This is a genomic window from Gordonia alkaliphila (assembly GCF_039542465.1).
GTDB classification, from domain to species: Bacteria; Actinomycetota; Actinomycetes; order Mycobacteriales; family Mycobacteriaceae; genus Gordonia; species Gordonia alkaliphila.
The window spans coordinates 75,615-95,343 of the sequence record NZ_BAABIE010000008.1; the positions used below are offsets into that span (position 1 = coordinate 75,615).

General features: G+C 70.2%; 19 protein-coding genes and 1 tRNA gene. 5 read left to right on the plus strand and 15 right to left on the minus strand.

Annotated features, from left to right (window positions below):
• Positions 1 to 51: 51 nt before the first annotated feature.
• Positions 52 to 882 carry a tRNA (adenine-N1)-methyltransferase gene (locus ABD989_RS10005; RefSeq protein WP_345313373.1) on the minus strand — a complete coding sequence of 277 codons (831 nt, stop codon included), beginning with the start codon at positions 880 to 882 and terminating at the stop codon, positions 52 to 54.
• Between the two features lie 125 nt (positions 883 to 1,007).
• On the opposite strand from ABD989_RS10005, the gene ABD989_RS10010 reads away from it, so the two are divergent.
• Positions 1,008 to 1,919 carry a thioesterase family protein gene (locus tag ABD989_RS10010; RefSeq protein WP_345313374.1) on the plus strand — a complete coding sequence of 304 codons (912 nt, stop codon included), beginning with the start codon at positions 1,008 to 1,010 and terminating at the stop codon, positions 1,917 to 1,919.
• Between the two features lie 35 nt (positions 1,920 to 1,954).
• On the opposite strand, the gene hisG is transcribed toward ABD989_RS10010, so the two are convergent.
• The 5 genes from hisG to metH all read right to left on the minus strand — a co-directional run bounded on the left by hisG (position 1,955) and on the right by metH (position 8,441).
• Complete coding sequence (hisG, locus tag ABD989_RS10015) at positions 1,955 to 2,803, minus strand: ATP phosphoribosyltransferase (RefSeq protein ID WP_345313375.1); 849 nt, start codon at positions 2,801 to 2,803, stop codon at positions 1,955 to 1,957.
• Positions 2,804 to 2,875: 72 nt separating this feature from the next.
• Entirely contained in the window at positions 2,876 to 3,157 is a 282-nt protein-coding gene (locus tag ABD989_RS10020) for a phosphoribosyl-ATP diphosphatase (protein ID WP_345313376.1), read from the minus strand.
• A gap of 21 nt (positions 3,158 to 3,178) precedes the next feature.
• Positions 3,179 to 3,877, minus strand: coding sequence for an HAD family hydrolase (locus tag ABD989_RS10025; RefSeq protein WP_345313377.1), 699 nt, complete (start codon positions 3,875 to 3,877; stop codon positions 3,179 to 3,181).
• A gap of 1 nt (position 3,878) precedes the next feature.
• Entirely contained in the window at positions 3,879 to 4,829 is a 951-nt protein-coding gene (locus ABD989_RS10030) for a DMT family transporter (protein WP_345313378.1), read from the minus strand.
• A 27-nt stretch (positions 4,830 to 4,856) separates the two neighbouring features.
• Complete coding sequence (metH, locus tag ABD989_RS10035) at positions 4,857 to 8,441, minus strand: methionine synthase (RefSeq protein WP_345313379.1); 3,585 nt, start codon at positions 8,439 to 8,441, stop codon at positions 4,857 to 4,859.
• A 51-nt stretch (positions 8,442 to 8,492) separates the two neighbouring features.
• Between metH and ABD989_RS10040 the strand changes: the two genes are divergently transcribed.
• Positions 8,493 to 9,371 (plus strand): PAC2 family protein, encoded by an 879-nt coding sequence (locus tag ABD989_RS10040; protein ID WP_345313380.1) that lies wholly within the window; start codon positions 8,493 to 8,495, stop codon positions 9,369 to 9,371.
• Positions 9,372 to 9,402: 31 nt separating this feature from the next.
• Here the strand turns inward: ABD989_RS10040 and ABD989_RS10045 are convergent, their stop codons facing one another.
• From ABD989_RS10045 to ABD989_RS10070, 6 genes are read right to left on the minus strand one after another with little or no spacing between them, the layout of a single operon-like run.
• The gene (locus ABD989_RS10045; protein WP_345313381.1) at positions 9,403 to 9,708 is read right to left on the minus strand and encodes a hypothetical protein; all 306 of its coding nucleotides are present in this window, start codon (positions 9,706 to 9,708) and stop codon (positions 9,403 to 9,405) included.
• Positions 9,705 to 10,952 (minus strand): cysteine--1-D-myo-inosityl 2-amino-2-deoxy-alpha-D-glucopyranoside ligase, encoded by a 1,248-nt coding sequence (mshC, locus tag ABD989_RS10050; protein WP_345313382.1) that lies wholly within the window; start codon positions 10,950 to 10,952, stop codon positions 9,705 to 9,707. The genes ABD989_RS10045 and mshC overlap by 4 nt, the downstream gene beginning before the upstream one ends.
• Before the next feature lie 34 nt (positions 10,953 to 10,986).
• Positions 10,987 to 11,799 carry an SCO1664 family protein gene (locus ABD989_RS10055; RefSeq protein WP_345313383.1) on the minus strand — a complete coding sequence of 271 codons (813 nt, stop codon included), beginning with the start codon at positions 11,797 to 11,799 and terminating at the stop codon, positions 10,987 to 10,989.
• Complete coding sequence (locus ABD989_RS10060) at positions 11,796 to 12,530, minus strand: DUF3090 domain-containing protein (RefSeq protein WP_345313384.1); 735 nt, start codon at positions 12,528 to 12,530, stop codon at positions 11,796 to 11,798. Before ABD989_RS10060 ends, ABD989_RS10055 begins: the two co-directional genes overlap by 4 nt.
• Positions 12,531 to 12,588: 58 nt before the next feature.
• The gene (locus ABD989_RS10065) at positions 12,589 to 13,299 is read right to left on the minus strand and encodes an MSMEG_4193 family putative phosphomutase (protein WP_345313385.1); all 711 of its coding nucleotides are present in this window, start codon (positions 13,297 to 13,299) and stop codon (positions 12,589 to 12,591) included.
• A 46-nt stretch (positions 13,300 to 13,345) separates the two neighbouring features.
• Positions 13,346 to 14,185, minus strand: a complete 840-nt coding sequence (locus ABD989_RS10070) for an undecaprenyl-diphosphate phosphatase (protein ID WP_345313386.1) — start codon at positions 14,183 to 14,185, stop codon at positions 13,346 to 13,348.
• A gap of 131 nt (positions 14,186 to 14,316) precedes the next feature.
• Between ABD989_RS10070 and ABD989_RS10075 the strand changes: the two genes are divergently transcribed.
• Positions 14,317 to 15,357: a YncE family protein gene (locus ABD989_RS10075; protein WP_345313387.1), complete on the plus strand. Its 1,041-nt coding sequence runs from the start codon at positions 14,317 to 14,319 to the stop codon at positions 15,355 to 15,357.
• A gap of 93 nt (positions 15,358 to 15,450) precedes the next feature.
• Positions 15,451 to 16,503: a quinone-dependent dihydroorotate dehydrogenase gene (locus ABD989_RS10080; protein ID WP_425556520.1), complete on the plus strand. Its 1,053-nt coding sequence runs from the start codon at positions 15,451 to 15,453 to the stop codon at positions 16,501 to 16,503.
• 28 nt (positions 16,504 to 16,531) lie between these two features.
• On the opposite strand, the gene ABD989_RS10085 is transcribed toward ABD989_RS10080, so the two are convergent.
• From ABD989_RS10085 to ABD989_RS10095, 3 genes are read right to left on the minus strand one after another with little or no spacing between them, the layout of a single operon-like run.
• Positions 16,532 to 17,104: a YbhB/YbcL family Raf kinase inhibitor-like protein gene (locus ABD989_RS10085; RefSeq protein ID WP_345313389.1), complete on the minus strand. Its 573-nt coding sequence runs from the start codon at positions 17,102 to 17,104 to the stop codon at positions 16,532 to 16,534.
• A 59-nt stretch (positions 17,105 to 17,163) separates the two neighbouring features.
• A complete protein-coding gene (locus ABD989_RS10090) occupies positions 17,164 to 18,030 on the minus strand; it encodes a universal stress protein (RefSeq protein WP_345313390.1) in 867 nt (288 codons plus the stop codon).
• Between the two features lie 57 nt (positions 18,031 to 18,087).
• On the minus strand, positions 18,088 to 19,422 hold the full coding sequence (locus ABD989_RS10095) for a M20/M25/M40 family metallo-hydrolase (RefSeq protein ID WP_345313391.1): 1,335 nt from the start codon (positions 19,420 to 19,422) through the stop codon (positions 18,088 to 18,090).
• Positions 19,423 to 19,518: 96 nt separating this feature from the next.
• Between ABD989_RS10095 and ABD989_RS10100 the strand changes: the two genes are divergently transcribed.
• Positions 19,519 to 19,607 (plus strand) — tRNA-Leu (locus ABD989_RS10100).
• Positions 19,608 to 19,729 lie beyond the last annotated feature (122 nt).

Here is a 19,729-nt window from a genome sequence, read left to right on the forward strand (position 1 = left end):
CTGCTCCTCTGCGTTCGGATTCCTGTGCGGACGGACCTTGCGCTCTCCAGCTTATCCGCGTGTCGGGCGGCGCTGCACGCGAAGGGTTTGCGTGCCGTCGGCGAGTCGACGCGCCGTGATCAGAAACGCGGTGTGCCCCTGCATGCGATGCTCGGGCCGCACCGCCAGACCCACCGCGCTCCAGTCGCGGATCATCGACTCCCACGCGTGGGGCTCGGTCCAGCACTGCTGCTCGCGCAAAGCCTCGATCACCCGCGACAGCTGGGTGACCGTCGGGACGTAGATGATCACCACGCCGCCCGGCCGCAGCGTCTTGGACACCGTGTCCAAGCACTCCCACGGGGCGAGCATGTCCAGGATCAGCCGGTCCACCTGCTCGGCCGGGTCGTGGTCGGCGAGGTCACCGACCCGCAGTTCCCAGTTCGGCGGGCGGCCGCCGAGGAAGGTCTCGACGTTGCGGATCGCGTGCTCGGCGTGATCTTCGCGCACCTCGTACGACAGCACCGAACCCTCGGCGCCCACCGCACGCAGCAGTGACAGCGTCAGCGCACCGGATCCGGCACCGGCCTCGAGCACCTTGGCGCCCGGGAAGATATCGCCCTCGGTGACGATCTGCGCCGAGTCCTTGGGGTAGATCACCTGCGCGCCGCGCGGCATGGACACCACGTAGTCGGTGAGCAGCGGGCGCAGCGCCAGATACTCGGTGCCGCTGGTGGCCGACACGATCGAGCCCTCGTCGGCCCCGATCAGGTCGTCGTGCTCGATCGCTCCGCGGTGCGTGTGGAACTGCTTGCCGGTCTCCAAGACGACGGTGAACTTGCGCCCCTTGCCGTCGGAGAGTTGCACGCGATCGCCTTCTACGAAGGGCCCAGTGGTCGCCATCAGGGTGTGTTTCCTTTTTCGTTCGACAAGACGTCTCAGCTTGTCATATCCCACGGAGCGCGTGCGGGGCGTCATCGACCCGGGCCCGCTAAGCGAACGCTCGATCAGTGTCGTAGGGTGCGACTATGGCCACCACCCTCCACGCCGAAGAGATCGACGTCACCGCGTACCGCGCGTACTACGAGCCGCTGGAGCGTCCCGCCGACGCCGACGGGGACACTGCAGACGGGGATATCGCCGAGGGCGAGTTCGAGTACTTCCAGCCGACGGCGGCCACGGTCAGCGTGTGGTCGTCGGCCCTGCAGCACGGCGGCCCGCCCACCGGTCTGCTGGTGCGGACCATGGAGCACGTCGTCGCCGACCAGGCATCGGCCCAGGACTTCAGCCGGGTGACGATGGAGATCCTCGGCGCCATCGGACTCGGCGTGTGCCGCGTGCGCGCACACGTCTCCCGGCCCGGTCGTCAGATCAGCCAGGTGACCGCCGAGATGCAGGAGCAGCAGGGCGACGGCTCGTTCCGCACCGTGGCCCGCGCCACCGCGTGGCGGCTGAGCACGCGCGACACCCGCGCCGTCGAGACGGCGCCGCACCCGGTCCCGATGCAGACGCCCGACGACCTGCCGCGGACCGTCGGCTTCACCGGCGCCGACGGCATCGCGGTGGCCTGGGGCCGGATCGGCTTCATCGGCACCCTGGAGATCGCCATCAGCGCAGGCCGCACCGGCACCACCCCGACGGTGTGGACCCGTCCCCTGCTGCCCCTGGTGGACGGCGAGGAACTGAGCGATCTGGCCTCGGCGATGACGGTGATCGACATCGCCAACGGGGTGGGTTCACCGCTCGATCCGACGCAGTGGTCGTGGATGAACACCGACACCACCGTGCACCTGACCAACGCCCCGCGGGGGCCGTGGATCGGCATCGATTCCGCGCTCGCCGCCGGCGGCAGCGGCTACGGGGCCAGCCTCGCCGACCTGTACGACACCACCGGGTTCATCGGCCGCTCGGCGCAGACCGTGCTGATCGCGCCCCAGTAGGGACCCGTTCAGCGCGCCACGTCAGCGGGGTCCGGTCAGAAGCGGCAGGAGCGGATGTCCGAGGCCAGGATGGCGCGGGCGCCCAGCTCCGACAGGTCGTCCATCACCTGCTGGTGCTGCTTGCGCGGCACCATCGCGCGCACGGCCAGCCAGGTGTCGTCGGCCATCGGCGAGATGGTCGGCGACTCCAGGCCCGGCGTGACCTGCACCGCCTGGTCGAGCAGGCTCTTGGGGCAGTCGTAGTCGATCATCACGTACTGCTGGCCGAAGACCACGCCCTGCACGCGGGCCACGAAGCGCTGGGCGGCCTTGGACGGCTCCGGGGTCACCGCGGTGCGCACCAAGACGGCCTCGGAGTCGCACAGCGACTCGCCGAAGGCGGTCAGGTCGTGCAGCCGCAGGGTCCGACCCGAGCCGACGACGTCGGCGATCGCATCGGCCACACCGAGTTGGATGGAGATCTCCACGGCGCCGTCGAGGCGGATGATCTCGGCGTCGATGCCGCGGGCGGCCAAGTCGGCACGCACCAGGTTCGGGTACGACGTGGCGATCCGCTTGCCCGCCAGCTTCTCGACGGTCCAGTCCTGTCCGGCCGGACCGGCGTAGCGGAACGTGGACCCGCCGAAGCCCAGCGCCACTTCCTCGATCACCTCGGCGCCCGAGTCGGCGGCCAGGTCGCGGCCGGTGATGCCCAGGTCCAGCTGCCCGGCGGCCACGTAGATGGCCACGTCGCGGGGGCGCAGGAAGTAGAACTCGACGTCGTTGGCGACGTCGATCACGGTCAGATCCTTGGGATCGGCGCGCTTGCGGTAGCCGGCCTCGGTCAGGATGCCGACGGCGGCTTCGGACAGTGCGCCCTTATTGGGGACGGCGACGCGCAACATGGCGAGGCTCTCTTCGTGTCGTGTTCGGGGTGGTGGGGCGGATACGGGATCGGGCAGAGGAAGCGAGGTCGGTCAGAGGAAACGATAGATGTCGTCGGGGCTCAGGCCGCGCTTGATCATCATCACCTGCAGCCAGTAGATGAGCTGGCTCATCTCCTCGGCGAGGGAGTCGTCGGACTCGTGCTCGGCCGCGAGCCACACCTCACCGGCTTCCTCGATGATCTTCTTACCGAGCGTATGGACGCCCTTGTCGAGGGCGGCGACGGTGCCGCTGCCTTCCGGGCGGGTCGCTGCCTTCTCGGTCAGCTCGGCGAAGAGATCGTCGAAGGTTTTCACGGTTACCCATTTTCGCATGTCGCCGCGCTCGCTGCGCGGTCAGGCCGGTGGACGGGTGCGGGCCTGCGCAAACAGGTCCGCGAACTCGACGAGCGACAAACCCGCGAGGGTGTCGCGGAAGACCCGTCGGCCCGCCGGGACCACCGGGATCTGCGAGGGCACCACCAGGTGCGGCACCCCGGCCGCGTGTGCGGCGGCCGCGCCCGTCGGCGAGTCCTCGATCGCCAGGCAGTCGCCCGGATGCGCGCCGACCAGCTCGGCCGCGCGCAGGTAGATGTCCGGTGCGGGCTTGCCGAACTCCACTTCATCGCCGCAAACGGTGGCCACGAAGCGGTCGGCGCCGATGGTGCCGATCGCGATGTCGGCGACCTCCCGCATGGTGTTGGTCACCAGCAGCATCGGGATATCGGCGGCGGCCACCATGTCCAAGACCGCCACCGCCCCCGGACGCCACGGCAGTTCGCGGGCGAACAGCTCCACCACCAGCGCGATCATCCAGGCCTCATCGCCGTCGAAGTCGCGCCCGGATTCGGGCAGGAGGGCGGCGTCGTACACCTTGGTGAGCGCGTCGACGCTGTTGTTGCCCAGCGTCGCCATCCGCAGCTCCCGGGTCATCACCACGCCGTGGCGGACGGCGAGGGCCTCCATCGCCTCGTCCCAGATCGGTTCGGTGTCCAGGAGGGTGCCGTCCATGTCCCACAGCACGGCCTTCGGGAGGAGTACATCCTGCGCGGTCATATCAGGCCTGCGCCTCCCCCGCCGGTGCGGCGCGGGGCGCCGTCGACGTGCTGGGCGCGCCCCCGTCGCCCGTGGAGTCCGTGGAGTCCATGGAGTCCATCGAGTCCGACGGTGCTCCGAGACGGCCGAGGGCGAACGTGGCGACCCACATCATGGCGAGGGCGATGAGCACGGCGGCGTCGCCGGCCCGGTCGACGCGGAGATGTTCGTGGTAAATCGTCAGGCCCAGCGCCATGGCGACGACCGGCTTCAGGACGGTCACCGTCGGGAGGCTGGTCTGGACGTCGCCGGCCTGATAGCTGGACTGCTGCCACAGGGTGCCGAGCGTGGCCGTGACGGCCATGGCCCAGAACTCCCAGCTCGTCAGACCGCGCAGAATGCTCTCGCCGAAGGCATCCATGCCGCTCTTGGTGAACGGCGCCGAGTACCCCAGCAGCATGCCCGCGGCGACGGCCAGCACCAGCGAACGGCCGGTGCCGTGCGGCATCCGCGAGCCGCCCCACACGCAGATCGCCACCACGAAGACCAGCAGGACCAGCGGGCCGATCCACGCGACGAACGACGGGAACTCTTCGCCCGCACTGGGTTCGCCGAGGGTCAGGAACACGACCAGGGCGATGATCAACACCGCCGCCCACGCCCATTCGGCCGCCTTGAGGCGACGCTTCTGACCCCACGCCGCCAGCGGCAGCGCGAACAGCAGCGTGGTGACCAGCAGCGGCTGCACCAGCAGCAGGCTGCCGATGGCCAGCGCACCCGCTTGAAAGGCGAAGCCGCCGATGTCCGCGGCGATGCCCAGCAGCCACACCTTGCGCTTCATCAGTGTCCCGAAGAAGCCGATGCCGACGGTGTTGGCGTCGTCGAGTCCCTCGGTGCCCTTCTGCTGGAGCACCGCGGCGACGGCGAACAACGCCGACGCGATCAGCGTCAGCACGATGGCCAGTGCAGTCACTGGTCCCCTTCCGTATTCGAGTACAAGCTACGTGTTGAAGTACTTGGCTTCCGGGTGATGCAGCACGAAAGCGTCCGTGGACTGCTCCGGATGCAGCTGCAGCTCCTCCGACAATTCCACGCCGATGCGGCCCGGCTCCAGCAGATCGATCATCTTGGCACGATCTTCCAGATCCGGGCAGGCACCGTAGCCGAACGAGTACCGCGCGCCCCGGTAGTCGAGGTCGAAGAAGCCCTGGGTGGCCTCCGGATCGTCGTCGGCGGCGCTGCCCGCGGCGAACTTGAGTTCGCTGCGCACCCGCTGGTGCCAGTACTCGGCCAGGGCCTCGGTGAGCTGCACGCCGATGCCGTGCACCTCGAGGTAGTCGCGGTAGCTGTTGGCCGCGAACAGTTCGTTGGCGAAGTCGGCGATCGGGTTGCCCATGGTGACGAGTTGGAAGGGCAGCACGTCGACGGTGCCGTCGGCCAGGGCCTGCTCGCGCGACTTGAGGAAGTCGGCGATGCACAGGAAGCGCGACCGCTGCTGGCGCGGGAAGGTGAAGCTGTGCCGGACCGGGGCGTCCGGGCGCGGCTCGGTGAGCACGTGCACGGTGTCGCCCTCGCTGACGGCCGGGAAGTACCCGTAGACCACGGCGGCGTGCGCCAGGATCCCCTCGGTGGACAGCCGATCCAGCCAGTACCGCAGGCGCGGACGGCCCTCGGTCTCGACGAGCTCGTCGTAGTCCGGGCCCTCGGTACCGCGGGTGCCGCGCAGGCCCCACTGCCCCAGGAACAGGGCGCGCTCGTCGACCATCGAGGCGTAGTCGGCCACCGGGATGCCCTTGACGATCCGGCTGCCCCAGAACGGCGGCGTCGGCGTCTCGTTGTCGGTGGCGACGTCCGAGCGGTCCGGCACCTCCACGGGCGCCTCGGCCGCCTTGCGCTGCGCGGCGATGCGCTGCGAACGCTCACGCCGGGCGGTGCGCTCGGCCACCTTGGCCGCGGCGGCCTTGGCCTCGGGGCTGTCCGGATCCGGACCCTCCCCGCGCTTGATCGCCATCACCTGGTCCATCAGGCTCAGACCCTCGAAGGCGTCGCGCGCGTAGCGCACCTCGCCGTCGTACACGTCGGCCAGATCGCTCTCCACGTAGCTGCGGGTGAGGGCGGCGCCGCCGAGGAGGACCGGGATGTCGCTCTTGCCGCGCGAGTTCATCTCCTCGAGGTTCTCCTTCATCACCACAGTCGACTTCACGAGCAGACCGGACATGCCGATCACGTCGGCGCCGGACTCCTCCGCGGCCGACAGGATGGTGGCGATCGGCTGCTTGATGCCGATGTTGACCACGTCGTAGCCGTTGTTGGACAGGATGATGTCGACGAGGTTCTTGCCGATGTCGTGGACGTCACCCTTGACCGTGGCCAGCACGATCTTGCCCTTGCCGTCTTCGCCGGTGGACTCCATGAACTGCTCGAGGTGGGCCACCGAGGTCTTCATCACCTCAGCCGACTGCAGCACGAACGGCAGCTGCATCTGCCCGGAGCCGAACAATTCGCCCACCGTCTTCATGCCGGCCAGCAGGTGCTCGTTGATGATCTCCAGCGGCGGGATCTGCGCGCGGGCTTCGTCGAGATCGTCGATGAGGCCATTGCGTTCGCCTTCGACGATGCGGGCCTGCAGTCGTTCCAGCAGCGGCATGGCGGCCAGCTCGGCGGCACGCGTCTCGCGGGCCGAGGCCGCCGACACGCCTTCGAACAGTTCCATCAGTCGCTGCAGCGGGTCGTAGCCCTCGCGGCGGCGGTCGTAGACCAGGTCCAGCGCCACCTCGCGCTGCTCGTCCGGGATCCGCGCCATCGGCAGGATCTTGGAGGCGTGCACGATGGCGGTGTCCAGGCCTGCCTGCACGCATTCGTGCAGGAAGACCGAGTTCAGCACCTGGCGGGCGGCCGGGTTGAGGCCGAAGGAGATGTTCGAGATGCCGAGCGTGAAGTGCACCTCGGGGTAGGCCTCGTGGAGGCGGCGGATGGCTTCGATGGTCTCGATGCCGTCCCGGCGCACCTCCTCCTGGCCGGTGGAGATCGGGAAGGTGAGGGCATCGATGATGATGTCCTCCTGCTCCAGGCCCCAGTTGTCGATCAGGTCGGTGATCAGCCGCTCGGCGATGGCGACCTTGTGATCGGCGGTGCGGGCCTGCCCCTCCTCGTCGATGGTGAGGGCGACGACGGCCGCGCCGTGTTCGACGACGTGCTCCATGATGCGGGTGAACCGGGAGGTCGGGCCGTCCCCGTCCTCGTAGTTCACCGAGTTCACCGCGCACCGGCCGCCGAGGTGCTCGAGGCCCGCGGCGATCACGTCCGGCTCGGTGGAGTCGATCATGATCGGCAGCGTCGACGCGGTCGCGAGGCGGCTGGCCAGCTCGGTCATGTCGGCGGCGCCGTCGCGGCCCACGTAGTCGACGTTGAGGTCGAGCATGTGCGCGCCGTCGCGGGTCTGGCTCTTGGCGATCTCCATGCACTGCTGGTAGTCGCCGGAGATCATCGCCTCGCGGAAGGCCTTGGAACCGTTGGAGTTGGTGCGCTCGGCCACCACCAGGAAGCTGGCGTCCTGGTGGAACGGGACGGCCGTGTACAGCGACGAGGTCTCCGACTCGTGCTCGGGGGTGCGCTGGGCCGGGGTGACCGCGGCGACCGCCTCGGCCACCTGACGGATGTGCTCGGGGGTGCTGCCGCAACAGCCGCCGACGAACTGCAGGCCGTAGTCGGCGACGAAGGCGGCCAGCGCGGTCGCCATCTGCTCCGCCGTCAGCGGGTACTCGGCACCGTTGCGTCCCAGCACCGGCAGACCCGCGTTGGGCATCACCGACACCGGGATGCGGGCGTGCTTGGACAGGTACCGCAGGTGCTCGCTCATCTCCTCCGGGCCGGTGGCGCAGTTGAGGCCGACGACGTCGACGCCGAGCGGCTCGATCGCGGCGAGCGCGGCACCGATCTCCGAGCCCACCAGCATGGTGCCGGTGGTCTCGACGGTCACGTGCGTGATGATCGGAAGGTGGCGGCCGACCTGGGCCATCGCCCGTCGGGCCCCGACCACGGCGGCCTTGAGCTGCAGCAGATCCTGGCAGGTCTCGATCAGGATGGCGTCGGCCCCGCCGTCGAGCATGCCGAGGACGCACTCGATGTAGGCGTCGCGGATCAGTGCGAACGTGGTGTGGCCGAGGCTGGGCAGCTTGGTGCCCGGCCCGATCGAACCGAGAACGAACCGCGGCGTGCCGTCGGCGGACGGGCCGAACTCGTCGGCGACGCCGCGCGCGATGGCGGTGCCGCGGTAGGCGAGGTCGCGGATGCGGTCGGCGATGTCGTAGTCGCCCAGGTTCGACAGGTTGCAGCCGAACGTGTTGGTCTCGACGGCGTCGGCGCCGGCCGCGAAGTAGGCGCGGTGGATGTCGGCGAGCACGTCGGGCCGCGTCTCGTTGAGGATCTCGTTGCAGCCCTCGAGGCCGAGGAAGTCCCGATCGACGTCCAGGTCGGCCGCCTGGAGCATGGTCCCCATCGCGCCGTCACCGATCAGAACTCGCCGCGACATGGCCTGCAGGAAGGTCGTGTCGTACTGGCTGGAGTCCGGAGGAGAGATAGACATGAACCCCACAGTAGTTCGCCCGCGATTCGCCTTCGACCGTAGGCTGGTGCGGTGACCCCAGATCCGAGTGCGTCCGGCGGGGACGCCCTGCCGCAATTGCGCCGACCCGTCCTGTTGGCGGCCTTCGGCGGCTGGACCGATGCCGGCGACGCCGCATCGGCGGTGGTCGAGCATCTCTCGCTGACCTGGACCGCCGTCGACCTGCGCGAGATCGACCCCGACGACTACTACGACTACCAGGCGACGCGGCCCACCATTCACCTGTCCGACGGCGTGACCCGACGGCTGAGCTGGCCGTCGACGTCGATCTCCTACTGCCGGGTGCCCACCGCCGACCGCGACCTGGTCCTGGTGCTCGGCATGGAGCCCAATCTGCGCTGGCGCGCGTTCTGCCAGGAGATCGTCGACCTGGCCGTCGACCTCGACGTCGAGACCGCGGTGGTGCTCGGCGCCGCGTTCGCCGACAGCCCGCACACGCGGCCGATCCCGGTCAGCGGCAGCGCGCACACCGCCGAGATCGCCGCGCGGTACGGCCTCGCCGCCTCGTCGTACGACGGTCCCACCGGGATCACCGGCGTGCTGCAGGACGCCTTCATCCAGATCGGCATCCCGGCGATGGCGCTGTGGGCGTCGGTGCCCCACTACGTCGGGAATCCGCCGAGCCCCAAGGCCACCCTGGCGCTGCTGCACCGGCTGGAACTGCTGGTCGGCCTACCCCTGCCCGTCGGGATGCTGCCCGAGCAGGCCCGGGAGTGGGAGGAGACGGTCAGCGAGATGGTCTTCGCCGACGACGACATGGCCGCCTACGTGCACGAGCTGGAGCAACGGCACGACGACGATCTCGCCGACGGCACGCTGACCGAGGTGGACGGCGACCTGCTGGCGGCCGAGTTCGAGCGGTACCTGCGGCAGCGCGGAAGCAACGACTGAAGCCCGCGCCACCGGGCAGCGGGAGTCGCGGCTAACCGATCCGCTCGATGGCCAGCACCGGGGTGGTGATGCGCCAGGTGCGCACGTCCGGATCGTCGGCCGCGCTCACCCAGAACTGTGCCGGTTCGCCCACCCGGCAGCTGCGCACGCGCAGCAGCGGAATGTCCTGCGAGTCGCGGCGGAGCTCGGCCACCTCCCACTCGATGTCGTCCTGCCGGCCCACGCCGGGCGCGCGCAGCAGCGTGTTCTCGGTCAGGTCGATCACGTAGGTGGACGTGTGCGTCACCACGGTGAACACGCCGTCCCGCGCGTTGTCGGGAATCTCGGTGAGGCTCATGCCGACCGCAGATCCACGCCGAGCAGCGCGTCTACCAGGTCGGCGACCTGACCGGGCGCCTCCGCGGTGGATCCGAGACCCGATGCGGTGTCGGCGGCCCAACCGTCGATCGCGGCGAGCGCCTTCGGGGTGTCGAGGTCGTTGGCCAGGTGGGTGCGCACCCGTTCGACGATGCCGTCGGCGGCCGGTCCGGCCGGCGCCGCGACTGCCGCGCGCCAGCGGGTGAACCGCTCCTGCGCGGTCGCCAGCTGGGCGTCGGTCCACATCCGGTCCTGCCGGTAGTGGCCGTCGAGCAGACCCAGGCGGATCGCGCCGGCGTCGACGCCCGCCGCCAGCAGTTTGGAGACGAGCACCAGATTGCCCAGGCTCTTGGACATCTTCTCGCCGTCGAGGCCGATCATGCCGGTGTGCGCGTAGTGGCGGGCGAAGCGTCGCTGCCCGGCCAGCGCCTCACCGTGCGCGGCCGAGTACTCGTGGTGCGGGAAGATCAGGTCGCTGCCGCCGCCCTGGATGTCGAAGGTCTCGCCGAGCCGGTTCAGCGCGATCACCGAGCACTCGATGTGCCAGCCGGGGCGACCCGCGCCGAACGGCGCCGCCCAGGACGGTTCGCCCGGGCGGGCGGCGCGCCACAGCAGCGCGTCGATCGGGTCCCGCTTGCCCGGGCGGTCCGGATCGCCGCCGCGTTCGGCGAACAGTCGCTCCATGGTGGCCCGGTCGTAGTTGGACTCGTAGCCGAAGACGCCGGTGGCGTCGGCCCGGAAGTACACGTCGGGGTATTCGTCCTCGTCGACGACGTACGCGGCGCCGGACTCGAGCAGCGCGCCCACGGCGGTGATCACCTCGTCGACCGATTCGATCGCGCCGATGTAGTCGCGCGGCGGCAGCACGCGCAGCGCCGTCATGTCCGACCGGAACAGGTCGATCTGGCTGTCGCCGAGCGCCCGCCAGTCGACGCCGTCGCGGGCGGCGCGCTCGAACAGCGGGTCGTCGACGTCGGTGATGTTCTGCACGTAGTGGACGTCGTGCCCCTGGTCCCGCAGGACGCGGTTGACGAGGTCGAACGCCAGATAGGTGGCGGCGTGGCCGAGGTGGGTGGCGTCGTACGGGGTGATACCGCACACGTACATGGAGGCGACGCGGCCCGGCGCCACCGGCTTGACCTGCTGATCAGCGGTGTCGTAGAGACGCAGCGCGGGCCCGGTGCCGGGCAGCTCGGGGACGGAGGGCGACGGCCAGGAGTGCATGACTGTCCACTCTAACGGGGCGCGGCGCGGCCCTTCAGAAGGGTGGCCAGGGGATGGCGCGCTCGTGCGGCGGCCGCGGCAGCGGATCGCCCGTGGCGAGCGCCTCCACACGCGCACGCAGGGCGTCGACTTCCCCGTCGGAGATCAGGTCCCGCAGCTGGGCGGCCAGGTCGTCGTCGGTGCGCAGCCGCTCGGCGAACGCCTGCAGGTCGGTGCGGGTCGGTTCGTCCACCGCGCGCCCGGCCCAGCCCCACAGGACGGTGCGCAGTTTCGGTTCGCGGTGCAGGGTCAGTCCGTGGTCGATGCCGTACAGGCGGCCGTCGACGTCGACCAGGATGTGTCCGCCCTTGCGGTCGGCGTTGTTCAGGATCGCGTCGAGCACCGCCAGCCGCCGCAACCGGTCGTCGGTGGCGTGCGCCACGGCGACCACCGAACCGTCGTCGTCGTGGGCGCGCAGGATCGGGACGTAGCCGTCCGGGATGGCGTCGGCGGGGACGATCTCCACCGGCTCGGGGCCCACCGGCTCCTCCGGCTGGTCGATCCACACCTGCAGCATCCCGGGGCCGAGTTCGGCCTCCGGCGGCCCCTCGGTGCGCAGCACGGTCTCCGGGATGAGGTCCCAGCCCAGGGCCGCATCGATCACGCGGGCGGCCACCTCGCGCCCGGCGAGGGTGCCGTCCGGGAAGTCCCACAGCGGGGTCTCGCCGCGCACCGGCTTGTACACGCACTGGACCGTGTCGTCACCGCTGCTCACCAGGCAGACGAGGGCGAGATTGCTGGCCCCCCGGATCTGGCCGTACAACGACAATTCGCCCTCGGACAGCAGGCGGCGCAGCTGCGCGGTCACCGCCGGTCGCCGGGTTCGGGGCCCGGCTCGTCCTCATCATCCCGGGCTGGGTCGTCCGAGCGCGGCTCGTCCGGGTCGGCGTTGTCGACCTCGAAGGAGGCGTCGAAGCCCGGCACCAGCCGGCCCAGGATGGCCAGGACTTCCGGGTCCACGAACTCCAGGGAGCGGCTGAACTCGCCGTCGCGTTTGTAGCCGTTACTGCGGGCACAGATGTGTCCGGCCGGGTCCAGCGGCTGCTGGCACAGCGGGCACTGCGGGCGGCCGGCCGCGACCACGCGCATCGACCGCGCGGAGAACTCGCGGGCGGCCGGTGCGGTCAGGAAGACGCGGACGGTGTCCGGGCCCTCGGCGCTGTCGTCGAGGATCATCGCCTCGTCGATCGGTTCTTCGGTCACCGCGAGCAGTTCCACCACGACGGCGGCGGCCTCGGCGTCCCAGCCCAGCCCCATCGACCCCACGTGGAATTCGGCGTCGATCGGCATCGTCAGCGGCGAATTGTCGGCCACCACGCTGGTCTCCGGCGGCACGGCGGTGCCGAACCGGCGGTTCACCTCGTCGAGCAGGTAGCCCAAGCGGTCGGCCAGGATCAGTACCTGCTGCTTCTCGATCTGCACGCTCACGATCTGGGCGCCGGCCGAGACCTGCAGGAAGAAGGTCCGGTCCCCCGGCTGTCCGACGGTGCCTGCGACGAAGCGCTCGGGTTCACGGAATTCGTGGATGGTGCGGGGCATCGGTCAACTCACCTCGTTCGCGACGAAACTTGTTCGGCAGAACTCAACCGTACCTGCGCTAGCCACGCGCGGAGGGACTCGAGTCGGTTCCGGTGGAACCGCCGACGGCAGCGGCCGCGGACGGCCGCGCGGGCAGGGAAAGCACCCCGTTGTTGTTGACGGTGTGCACGTACGGCCGCGACGCCGCGTAGTGCACCACGCTGATCGACGCCGGGTCGACGATGATGCGCTGAAAGGAGTCCAGGTGCATGCCCAGCGCGTCGGCGAGGATCGACTTGAGGACGTCGCCGTGCGAGCACACCACCCACAGGCCGTGTCCATCGTCGCCGCCGTAGACGCGGTCGAGCGCGCGCACCGCGCCGCTGGCCCGGCCGAAGACGTCGGCCAGCCCCTCCCCGCCGGGGAAGACCGCGGCGGACGGATTGCGCTGCACCACCTTCCACAGCGGCTCGTCGACCAGGTCCTTGAGCGGCCGGTTGCTCCAGTCGCCGTAGTCCACTTCCACGAGGCGGTCGTCGACCACCTCCGGCGCGGGCCCGACCGAACGCTGCCCGAGCGCGGCCACCAGGGGCGCGACGGTCTCGGCGCACCGCTGCAGCGGCGATCGCACCACCGCACCGATCTGGTCGAAGACTCCGCCGAGGCGTGCGGTCAGGTCGGCCGCTTGGGCCAGCCCCTTCTCGTCGAGCGCGACGCCGGGCGTGCGGCCGGCGAGCAGCCCGGAGGTGTTGGCCGTCGAACGTCCGTGGCGGACCAGGATCACCGTCATGACTGCCAGCCTAAAGCCCGCGCGGGGGCCGATGAGTAGGGGGCGATCAGTAGGCGGAGACGACGCCGGTGGCCAGCAGGATCAGAATGACGCTGCCCAGGATCACCCGGTAGGCGGCGAACCAGTTCATCGAGTGGTTGCTGACGAACTTGAGCAGCCAGGCGATCGCCGCGTAGCCGACGACGAACGCGATGACGGTGGCCACCACGATCTGCCCGGCGCCCGCCTGCAGTCCGTCGTTCGACGGTTCGAACGCGTCCTTGAGGCTGTACAGACCCGAGCCGAGCACCGCGGGGATGGCGATCAGGAAGGAAAACCGGAACGCGGCTTCGCGGTTGAGCCCGAGGAACAGTCCGGCGCTGGCGGTGGCGCCCGACCGGGAGACGCCCGGGATCAGCGCCAGACACTGCGCCAGACCCATCACGATCGCGTCGGTGCGGGTCAACTGCTCCAGATCGCGTCGCTGCGTCGCGTACCGCTCGGCCGCCACGAAGACGAAGGAGAACAGGATCAGCATGATCGCGATCAGCCACAGGTTGCGGCCCACGGTGCGGATCTGGTCGGTGAACAGGAAGCCGAGGACGACGATGGGGATCGTCGCCAAGATCACATACCAGCCGACGCGGTAGTCGATGCCGCGCCGATCCGGGTTCCGCAGCCCGGCGAACCACGCCGCCAGGATGCGGGCGATGTCTTTGGCGAAGAAGACCAGGACGGCCAGTTCGGTGCCCAGCTGGGTCACCGCGGTGAAGGACGCTCCGGCGTCTTCCCCGGCCCACAGCTCGGAGACGATCCGCAGGTGGGCGGAGGAGGAGATCGGGAGGAACTCGGTGAGTCCCTGCACGGTCCCCAGAACGATGGACTGCGCCCAGCTCATGTCGGTCACGAGGGCACACTGTACCCGCCGTTCTCGTGTGCACCGTGTGCTCACACCGACGCGCCCCCGAGGAGGATTGGACCGCGGATCACACCGCCCCAGCTCGCCACCGGCCCGGCTTCTCGCGCAAGATAGAGGCCATGCGTCTTTCGACCCGATTCGCCGCGGCGGCGACCGTTCTCGTCCTGGCCGGCACGCTGGCCGCCTGCGGCTCCGACGAGGTGAACGTCGGCGACGGTGCCGGCGATGTGGCCAAGGTGGAGCCGGCGACGGCGGTCGCCTCCCCGCCGGAGACCGGACAGCCGACCGGCCTGGTGGTCCCGGCGACCGCGGGCACCGCCCTGGCCCAGTCCGGATCCACGGTGGCCGTCCTCGGCGACGACGGCGTGATCCGACTGCACACCGCGCCCGGTGCCGCCGACACCCCGGCCCCGCGCGAGGTCGCGGCCCAGCAGGTCAGCGCCCTGATCGCGGACGGCGACGGCTTCCTGATCGCCACCCCGGAACAGTTGTCCCGGGTGGCGGCCGACGGCACCGTGACCAAGGTCGCCGACGCGCAGGGCGAGGTGCTGAGCCTCGGCCGGACCGACGACCGGATCCTGGTGGGCACCGCCGACGGCCACCTGCGGGTGCTCACCCGCTCCGGCGAGCTCAAGCGCGACATCCACGACTTCGTGCGGGTCGACGAGATCCTCGTCGCCCCCGCCTCCGCCGATTGGGGTGATCTGGTGGTGGTACTCGACCGCGCCCAGTCGATGGTCGCCCCGGTCGACATCGCCACCGGATCGCGCAAGGCCGCCCTGCGGTCGGGCAACGGCGCCACCGAGGGCATCGTCGACTCGTACGGTCGCGTCCTGGTGAGCAACACCCGCGACAGCGAGATCATCGGCTTCTTCGGTCAGCCGATCGTGATGCGCTTCCGCGCCCCGGTCGCCGACGGCCCGTACGCGCTGGCCTGGGACGAGCAGCAGCAGCTGCTGTGGGTCTCCACCACCGGCAACAACGCGGCGATCGCGTTCGATCTGTCGACCGGCGAACCGCGCGAGCGCGCCCGCATCGCCACCGTCGGCCAGGTCTCGGCGATCAGCGTCGATCCGTCCAACGGCATGCTGTACCTGCTGTCGGCCCGCGGCGACGGTCTGCAGGCCGTCCCGCGTACCGCCGTCGACGCCGCCCGATAGGAAGTGACAGTCGTGTCCGACTCCCCCGTTCCCCTGCGTTCGAAGGTCCTGAGCCTGGTCAACCGGGTGCTGTATCCGCCCCTCCTGGCGGTGATGTTCCGGGTGCCGCCGGAACGGATCCACCACCTGATCTCCCGGCTGCTGCGCTGGGCCGGGCGCACGCCGGTGGTCCGTTCGCTGGTCTCGGCGTCGCTGGCCCCCCGGCACGAGGTGTTGGCGTCAACCGCTTTCGGCGTCGACTTCCCGTCGCCCATCGGGCTGGCCGCCGGCTTCGACAAGTCGGCCGAGGCCGTCAACGCGTGGGGACAGATCGGTTTCGGCTACGCCGAGATCGGCACCATCACCGGGCGCCCCCAGCCCGGCAACGAACAGCCGCGCCTGTTCCGCCTGCCCGCAGACAAGGCGCTGATCAACCGGATGGGCTTCAACAATCCGGGCGCGGAGGCGGCCGCCCTGAAGCTCGCCGAGCCGCGTCCGGGTCCGCGTCGCGTGCCGATCGGCGCGAACATCGGCAAGACCAAGGTGGTCCCCGTCGAGGACGCCATCGACGACTACCGGTTCAGCGCCCGGCTCCTCGGTCCGCTGGCCGACTTCGTCGTGGTGAACGTGTCGTCGCCGAACACGCCGGGGCTGCGCGACCTGCAGGCCGTCGCCTCGCTGCGCCCCATCCTGGCCGCCGTGCTCGAGGTGGCCGCGGTGCCGGTGCTGGTGAAGATCGCCCCCGACCTCTCCGACGAGGACGTCGACGCCGTCGCCGACCTGGCCGTGGAGTTGGGTCTGGCCGGCATCGTCGCCACCAACACCACGATCAGTCGGGCCGGGCTGGACACCCCCGCGTCGGCCGTCGAGGCCATCGGTGCCGGCGGTCTGTCCGGTCCGCCGGTGAAGCAGCGGTCCCTGGAGGTGCTGCGTCGCCTGCACGCCCGGGTCGGCGACCAGGTGACGCTGGTGAGTGTCGGCGGTATCGAGACGGTCGACGACGCCTGGGAACGCATTCTGGCCGGTGCGAGCCTGCTGCAGGTGTACACCGGTTTCATCTACGGCGGTCCGGTGTGGCTGCAGGAGCTCAACGACGGGATCGCCGCGCGCCTGCAGGCCGCGGGCTACGCGGGCCTACAGGACGCGATCGGCGCAGCCGCCCGCTGAGTCTGCGGGCGGCCGCCGCCGGGAGGCGTTACTCGTCGCCGGCCTGCTCGAAGATGCCGACCAGGCCGCCGCGGGCGATCGCCTGCGAGAACAGGTTGAAGCCGAGGAACGCCGGCGAGGCGCCATCGGGCAGCTCCAGCGACTCGACGCCCACCGCGTGCACCACGAAGAAGTAGCGATGGGGGCCGTGACCGGGGGGCGGGCCGGCACCGACGAACTGGGCCAGACCGGCGTCGTTGCGCAGGGTCACGGCCTGATCGGGCAGGCTGTCGGCCCCCGGCGCGCCCGCACCGACCGGCAGCGAGGTGACCGACGCCGGGATGTCGGCGACGGCCCAGTGCCAGAATCCGGACGCCGTTGGTGCGTCCGGGTCGAAGCAGGTGACCACGAAACTCTTGGTGTCGGCCGGAAAACCGGACCAGCTCAACTGCGGCGAGACGTCCTCACCGCCTGCGCCGAAGATGGCCGAGGCCTGCGGCAGCGGCAGGCTCTGGCCGTCGGCGAAGGTCTCGGACGTGACGGTGATCTCGGGCAGGGGCGGAAGCGCCTCATAGGGATTGAACGCAGAAGGATTGAACGCAGAAGGATTGAACGCAGGCATGTCTCTCATCCTTCCTTACCGCGCCGCCGCGTGCGGAGAGAACACGCGGCGGGACGGGGTCAGGCGGGTACCACCATCACCGGACAGGTGGCCACCTGCAGGACCGACTGGCTCGTCGAACCGAGCAGCAGACCGCGGAAGCCGCCGCGGCCGCGGCTGCCCATCACGATCAGCTGCGCGTCGGCGGCCGATTCGAGGATCTGCGTGGCCGGCGCCTCGGTGGTGACGGCCGTCGTGACCGACACGTCCGGGTAGTCGCCGAGGGCTCCCGCGAGCTGGGATCCGAGCGCCTCGTGCGCTTCGTCGGTGAGCTGCTGCCGCTCGTCGTGCAGGCGATCGAAGTAGGCCGCGCCCGCATTCCCGCCGTAGGTGTGCACCGCGATCAGCGGTGCCTGCAGGAACGAGGCCTGCTCGAAGGCGGCGCCGATCGCCGCACTCGACACCGGTGAACCGTCGACCGCGACGACGACCGGTCCGCTGGTGCGCGGCGACTCCGGCACCACCACCACGGGGCAATCGGCGTGCGCCACGACGTCGGTGCTGACCGAGCCCAACAGGAGCCCGGTGACCCCGCCCAGGCCGCGGCGGCCGAGCACCATCAGGTGGGCGCGCGAGGACAGCTCCCGCAGCACCAGTGCGGGTCGGCCGTCGAGGATCTCGACGGTGGCGTCCACGCCGGGCGCCGCTTCCCCGATCACGTCGCGGGCGATGTCGAGCGCGCCCTCGGCAAAGGCGCGGGAGGCGTCGGCATACGCCTGCGCCATCGCGATCGCCGAGCCGTACTGCAGGATCGGCGGTTCGACGACGCTGACCACGCGCAGCGGGCGATTCTCCCGCTGCGCGGCCAGGGCGGCCCACCGGACGCCGTCCAGCGCCAGCGCGGATCCGTCGACCGCCGTCACGATCGGTGCATTGAGTCTCGACATCGTGGTGCACAACCCCTTTTGCTCAGTTCGTCTGATTCCCGCCCTCCAACCTACCGGTCAGCAGTTGTGCAGGAAGTGCTCCATGACGCGGGTGCCGAACAGCACCGATTCGACCGGGACGCGCTCGTCGATGCCGTGGAACAGCGCGGCGAAGTCCAGTTCCGGCGGCAGTTGCAGCGGCGCGAAACCGAAGCAGCGGATGCCGAGCTTCACGAAGGCCTTCGCGTCGGTGCCGCCGGACAGCATGTACGGCACGGTGCGGCCCTGCGGGTCGTGCGCGAGGATCGCGTCGTTCATCGCGTCGACCAGGTCGCCGTCGAACGTGGTCTCCACCGCGCCGAGGTCGGTGATCCATTCGCGACGGACGTTGGGCCCGATCAGCTCGTCGATGGTGGCCTCGAATTCGGCGCGACGGCCGGGCAGGACGCGGCAGTCGATCACCGCTTCGGCACGCTGCGGGATCACGTTGGCCTTGTAGCCGGCCGAGAGCATGGTCGGGTTGGCCGTGTCGCGCAGCGTGGCACCGATGATGCTGGCCAGGTTGCCGATTTTGAACAGCGCCGACTCCAGATCCGGGGTGTCCGGGGAGAACTCCAGTCCGGTCTCCTCCGACAGCGCGGCCAGGAACTCGGCGACCGTATCCGTCATCACCAGCGGGAAGGTGTGCGCACCGATGCGGGCGACGGCCGCGGCGACTTCGGTGACGGCGTTGTTCTCGTGCAGGAAGGAGCCGTGGCCGGCCCGCCCCTCGGCGGTCAGCCGCATCCACGACAGGCTCTTCTCGGCGGTCTCCACCAGGTACAGGCGCCGCACCTCGCCGTCGGGGCGGTCGACGGTCAGCGAGAAGCCGCCCACCTCGCCGACCGCTTCGGTGATCCCGTCGAACAGATCCGGCCGATGCTCGACGAGCCACTGCGAACCCCACGTGCCGCCGGCCTCCTCGTCGGCGAGGAACGCGAACACGATCTCCCGTGGCGGCACCACGCCGTCGCGCTTGAGCTGCCGCGCCAGCGCCAGCATCATGCCCGCCATGTCCTTCATGTCGACGGCGCCGCGGCCCCAGATGTAGCCGTCGCGCACCGCCCCGGAGAACGGGTCGACGCTCCAGTCCTCGGCGGCGGCCGGCACCACGTCCAGGTGGGCGTGCATGAGCAGCGCGCCGCGGTCGCTGTCCGGCGGGCCCGCGAGTCGCGCGAACACGTTGCCGCGGCCCGGCTGACCGGACTCGACGTACTCGGTGGTGTAGCCCACTTCCTCGAGAAGTTTGGCGACCCATTTGGCGCACCCCTCCTCCCCGCGGGTCGTCGTCGGGTCTCCGGTGTTCGAGGTGTCGAACCGGATCAACCGGCTCACCAGGTCCACCACTTCGTCGGTCGCGCGGGGAGTAGTCACACCCCATATTCAAGCCCATTTCCGACGGATTTGGGATAGTCGGGCCGACATGGTTAGAGTTACACGGCGCACCACGGAAACGCGGTGAGCGAGCAAGTCCGAGTGGCGGAATGGCAGACGCGCTAGCTTGAGGTGCTAGTGTCCTATTAACGGACGTGGGGGTTCAAGTCCCCCCTCGGACACCACCCGAAGGCCCCGGTACATCACGTACCGGGGCCTTCGTCGTCGGCGAATACGACGCCGTCCGTGAACCGCCGATCCAGGGGGTCCGCCGACGACCACCGGGTTGCTACGGTCAAGATCTACA

Coding starts and splice junctions, on each gene's coding strand:
- ABD989_RS10005 (WP_345313373.1), bottom strand. CDS start 882: ATGGCGACCACTGGGCCCTTCGTAGAAGGCGATCGCGTGCAACTCTCC.
- ABD989_RS10010 (WP_345313374.1), top strand. CDS start 1,008: ATGGCCACCACCCTCCACGCCGAAGAGATCGACGTCACCGCGTACCGC.
- hisG (WP_345313375.1), bottom strand. CDS start 2,803: ATGTTGCGCGTCGCCGTCCCCAATAAGGGCGCACTGTCCGAAGCCGCC.
- ABD989_RS10020 (WP_345313376.1), bottom strand. CDS start 3,157: ATGCGAAAATGGGTAACCGTGAAAACCTTCGACGATCTCTTCGCCGAG.
- ABD989_RS10025 (WP_345313377.1), bottom strand. CDS start 3,877: ATGACCGCGCAGGATGTACTCCTCCCGAAGGCCGTGCTGTGGGACATG.
- metH (WP_345313379.1), bottom strand. CDS start 8,441: ATGTCTATCTCTCCTCCGGACTCCAGCCAGTACGACACGACCTTCCTG.
- ABD989_RS10045 (WP_345313381.1), bottom strand. CDS start 9,708: ATGAGCCTCACCGAGATTCCCGACAACGCGCGGGACGGCGTGTTCACC.
- mshC (WP_345313382.1), bottom strand. CDS start 10,952: ATGCACTCCTGGCCGTCGCCCTCCGTCCCCGAGCTGCCCGGCACCGGG.
- ABD989_RS10060 (WP_345313384.1), bottom strand. CDS start 12,530: ATGCCCCGCACCATCCACGAATTCCGTGAACCCGAGCGCTTCGTCGCA.
- ABD989_RS10065 (WP_345313385.1), bottom strand. CDS start 13,299: ATGACGGTGATCCTGGTCCGCCACGGACGTTCGACGGCCAACACCTCC.
- ABD989_RS10075 (WP_345313387.1), top strand. CDS start 14,317: ATGCGTCTTTCGACCCGATTCGCCGCGGCGGCGACCGTTCTCGTCCTG.
- ABD989_RS10080 (WP_425556520.1), top strand. CDS start 15,451: ATGTTCCGGGTGCCGCCGGAACGGATCCACCACCTGATCTCCCGGCTG.
- ABD989_RS10085 (WP_345313389.1), bottom strand. CDS start 17,104: ATGCCTGCGTTCAATCCTTCTGCGTTCAATCCTTCTGCGTTCAATCCC.
- ABD989_RS10090 (WP_345313390.1), bottom strand. CDS start 18,030: ATGTCGAGACTCAATGCACCGATCGTGACGGCGGTCGACGGATCCGCG.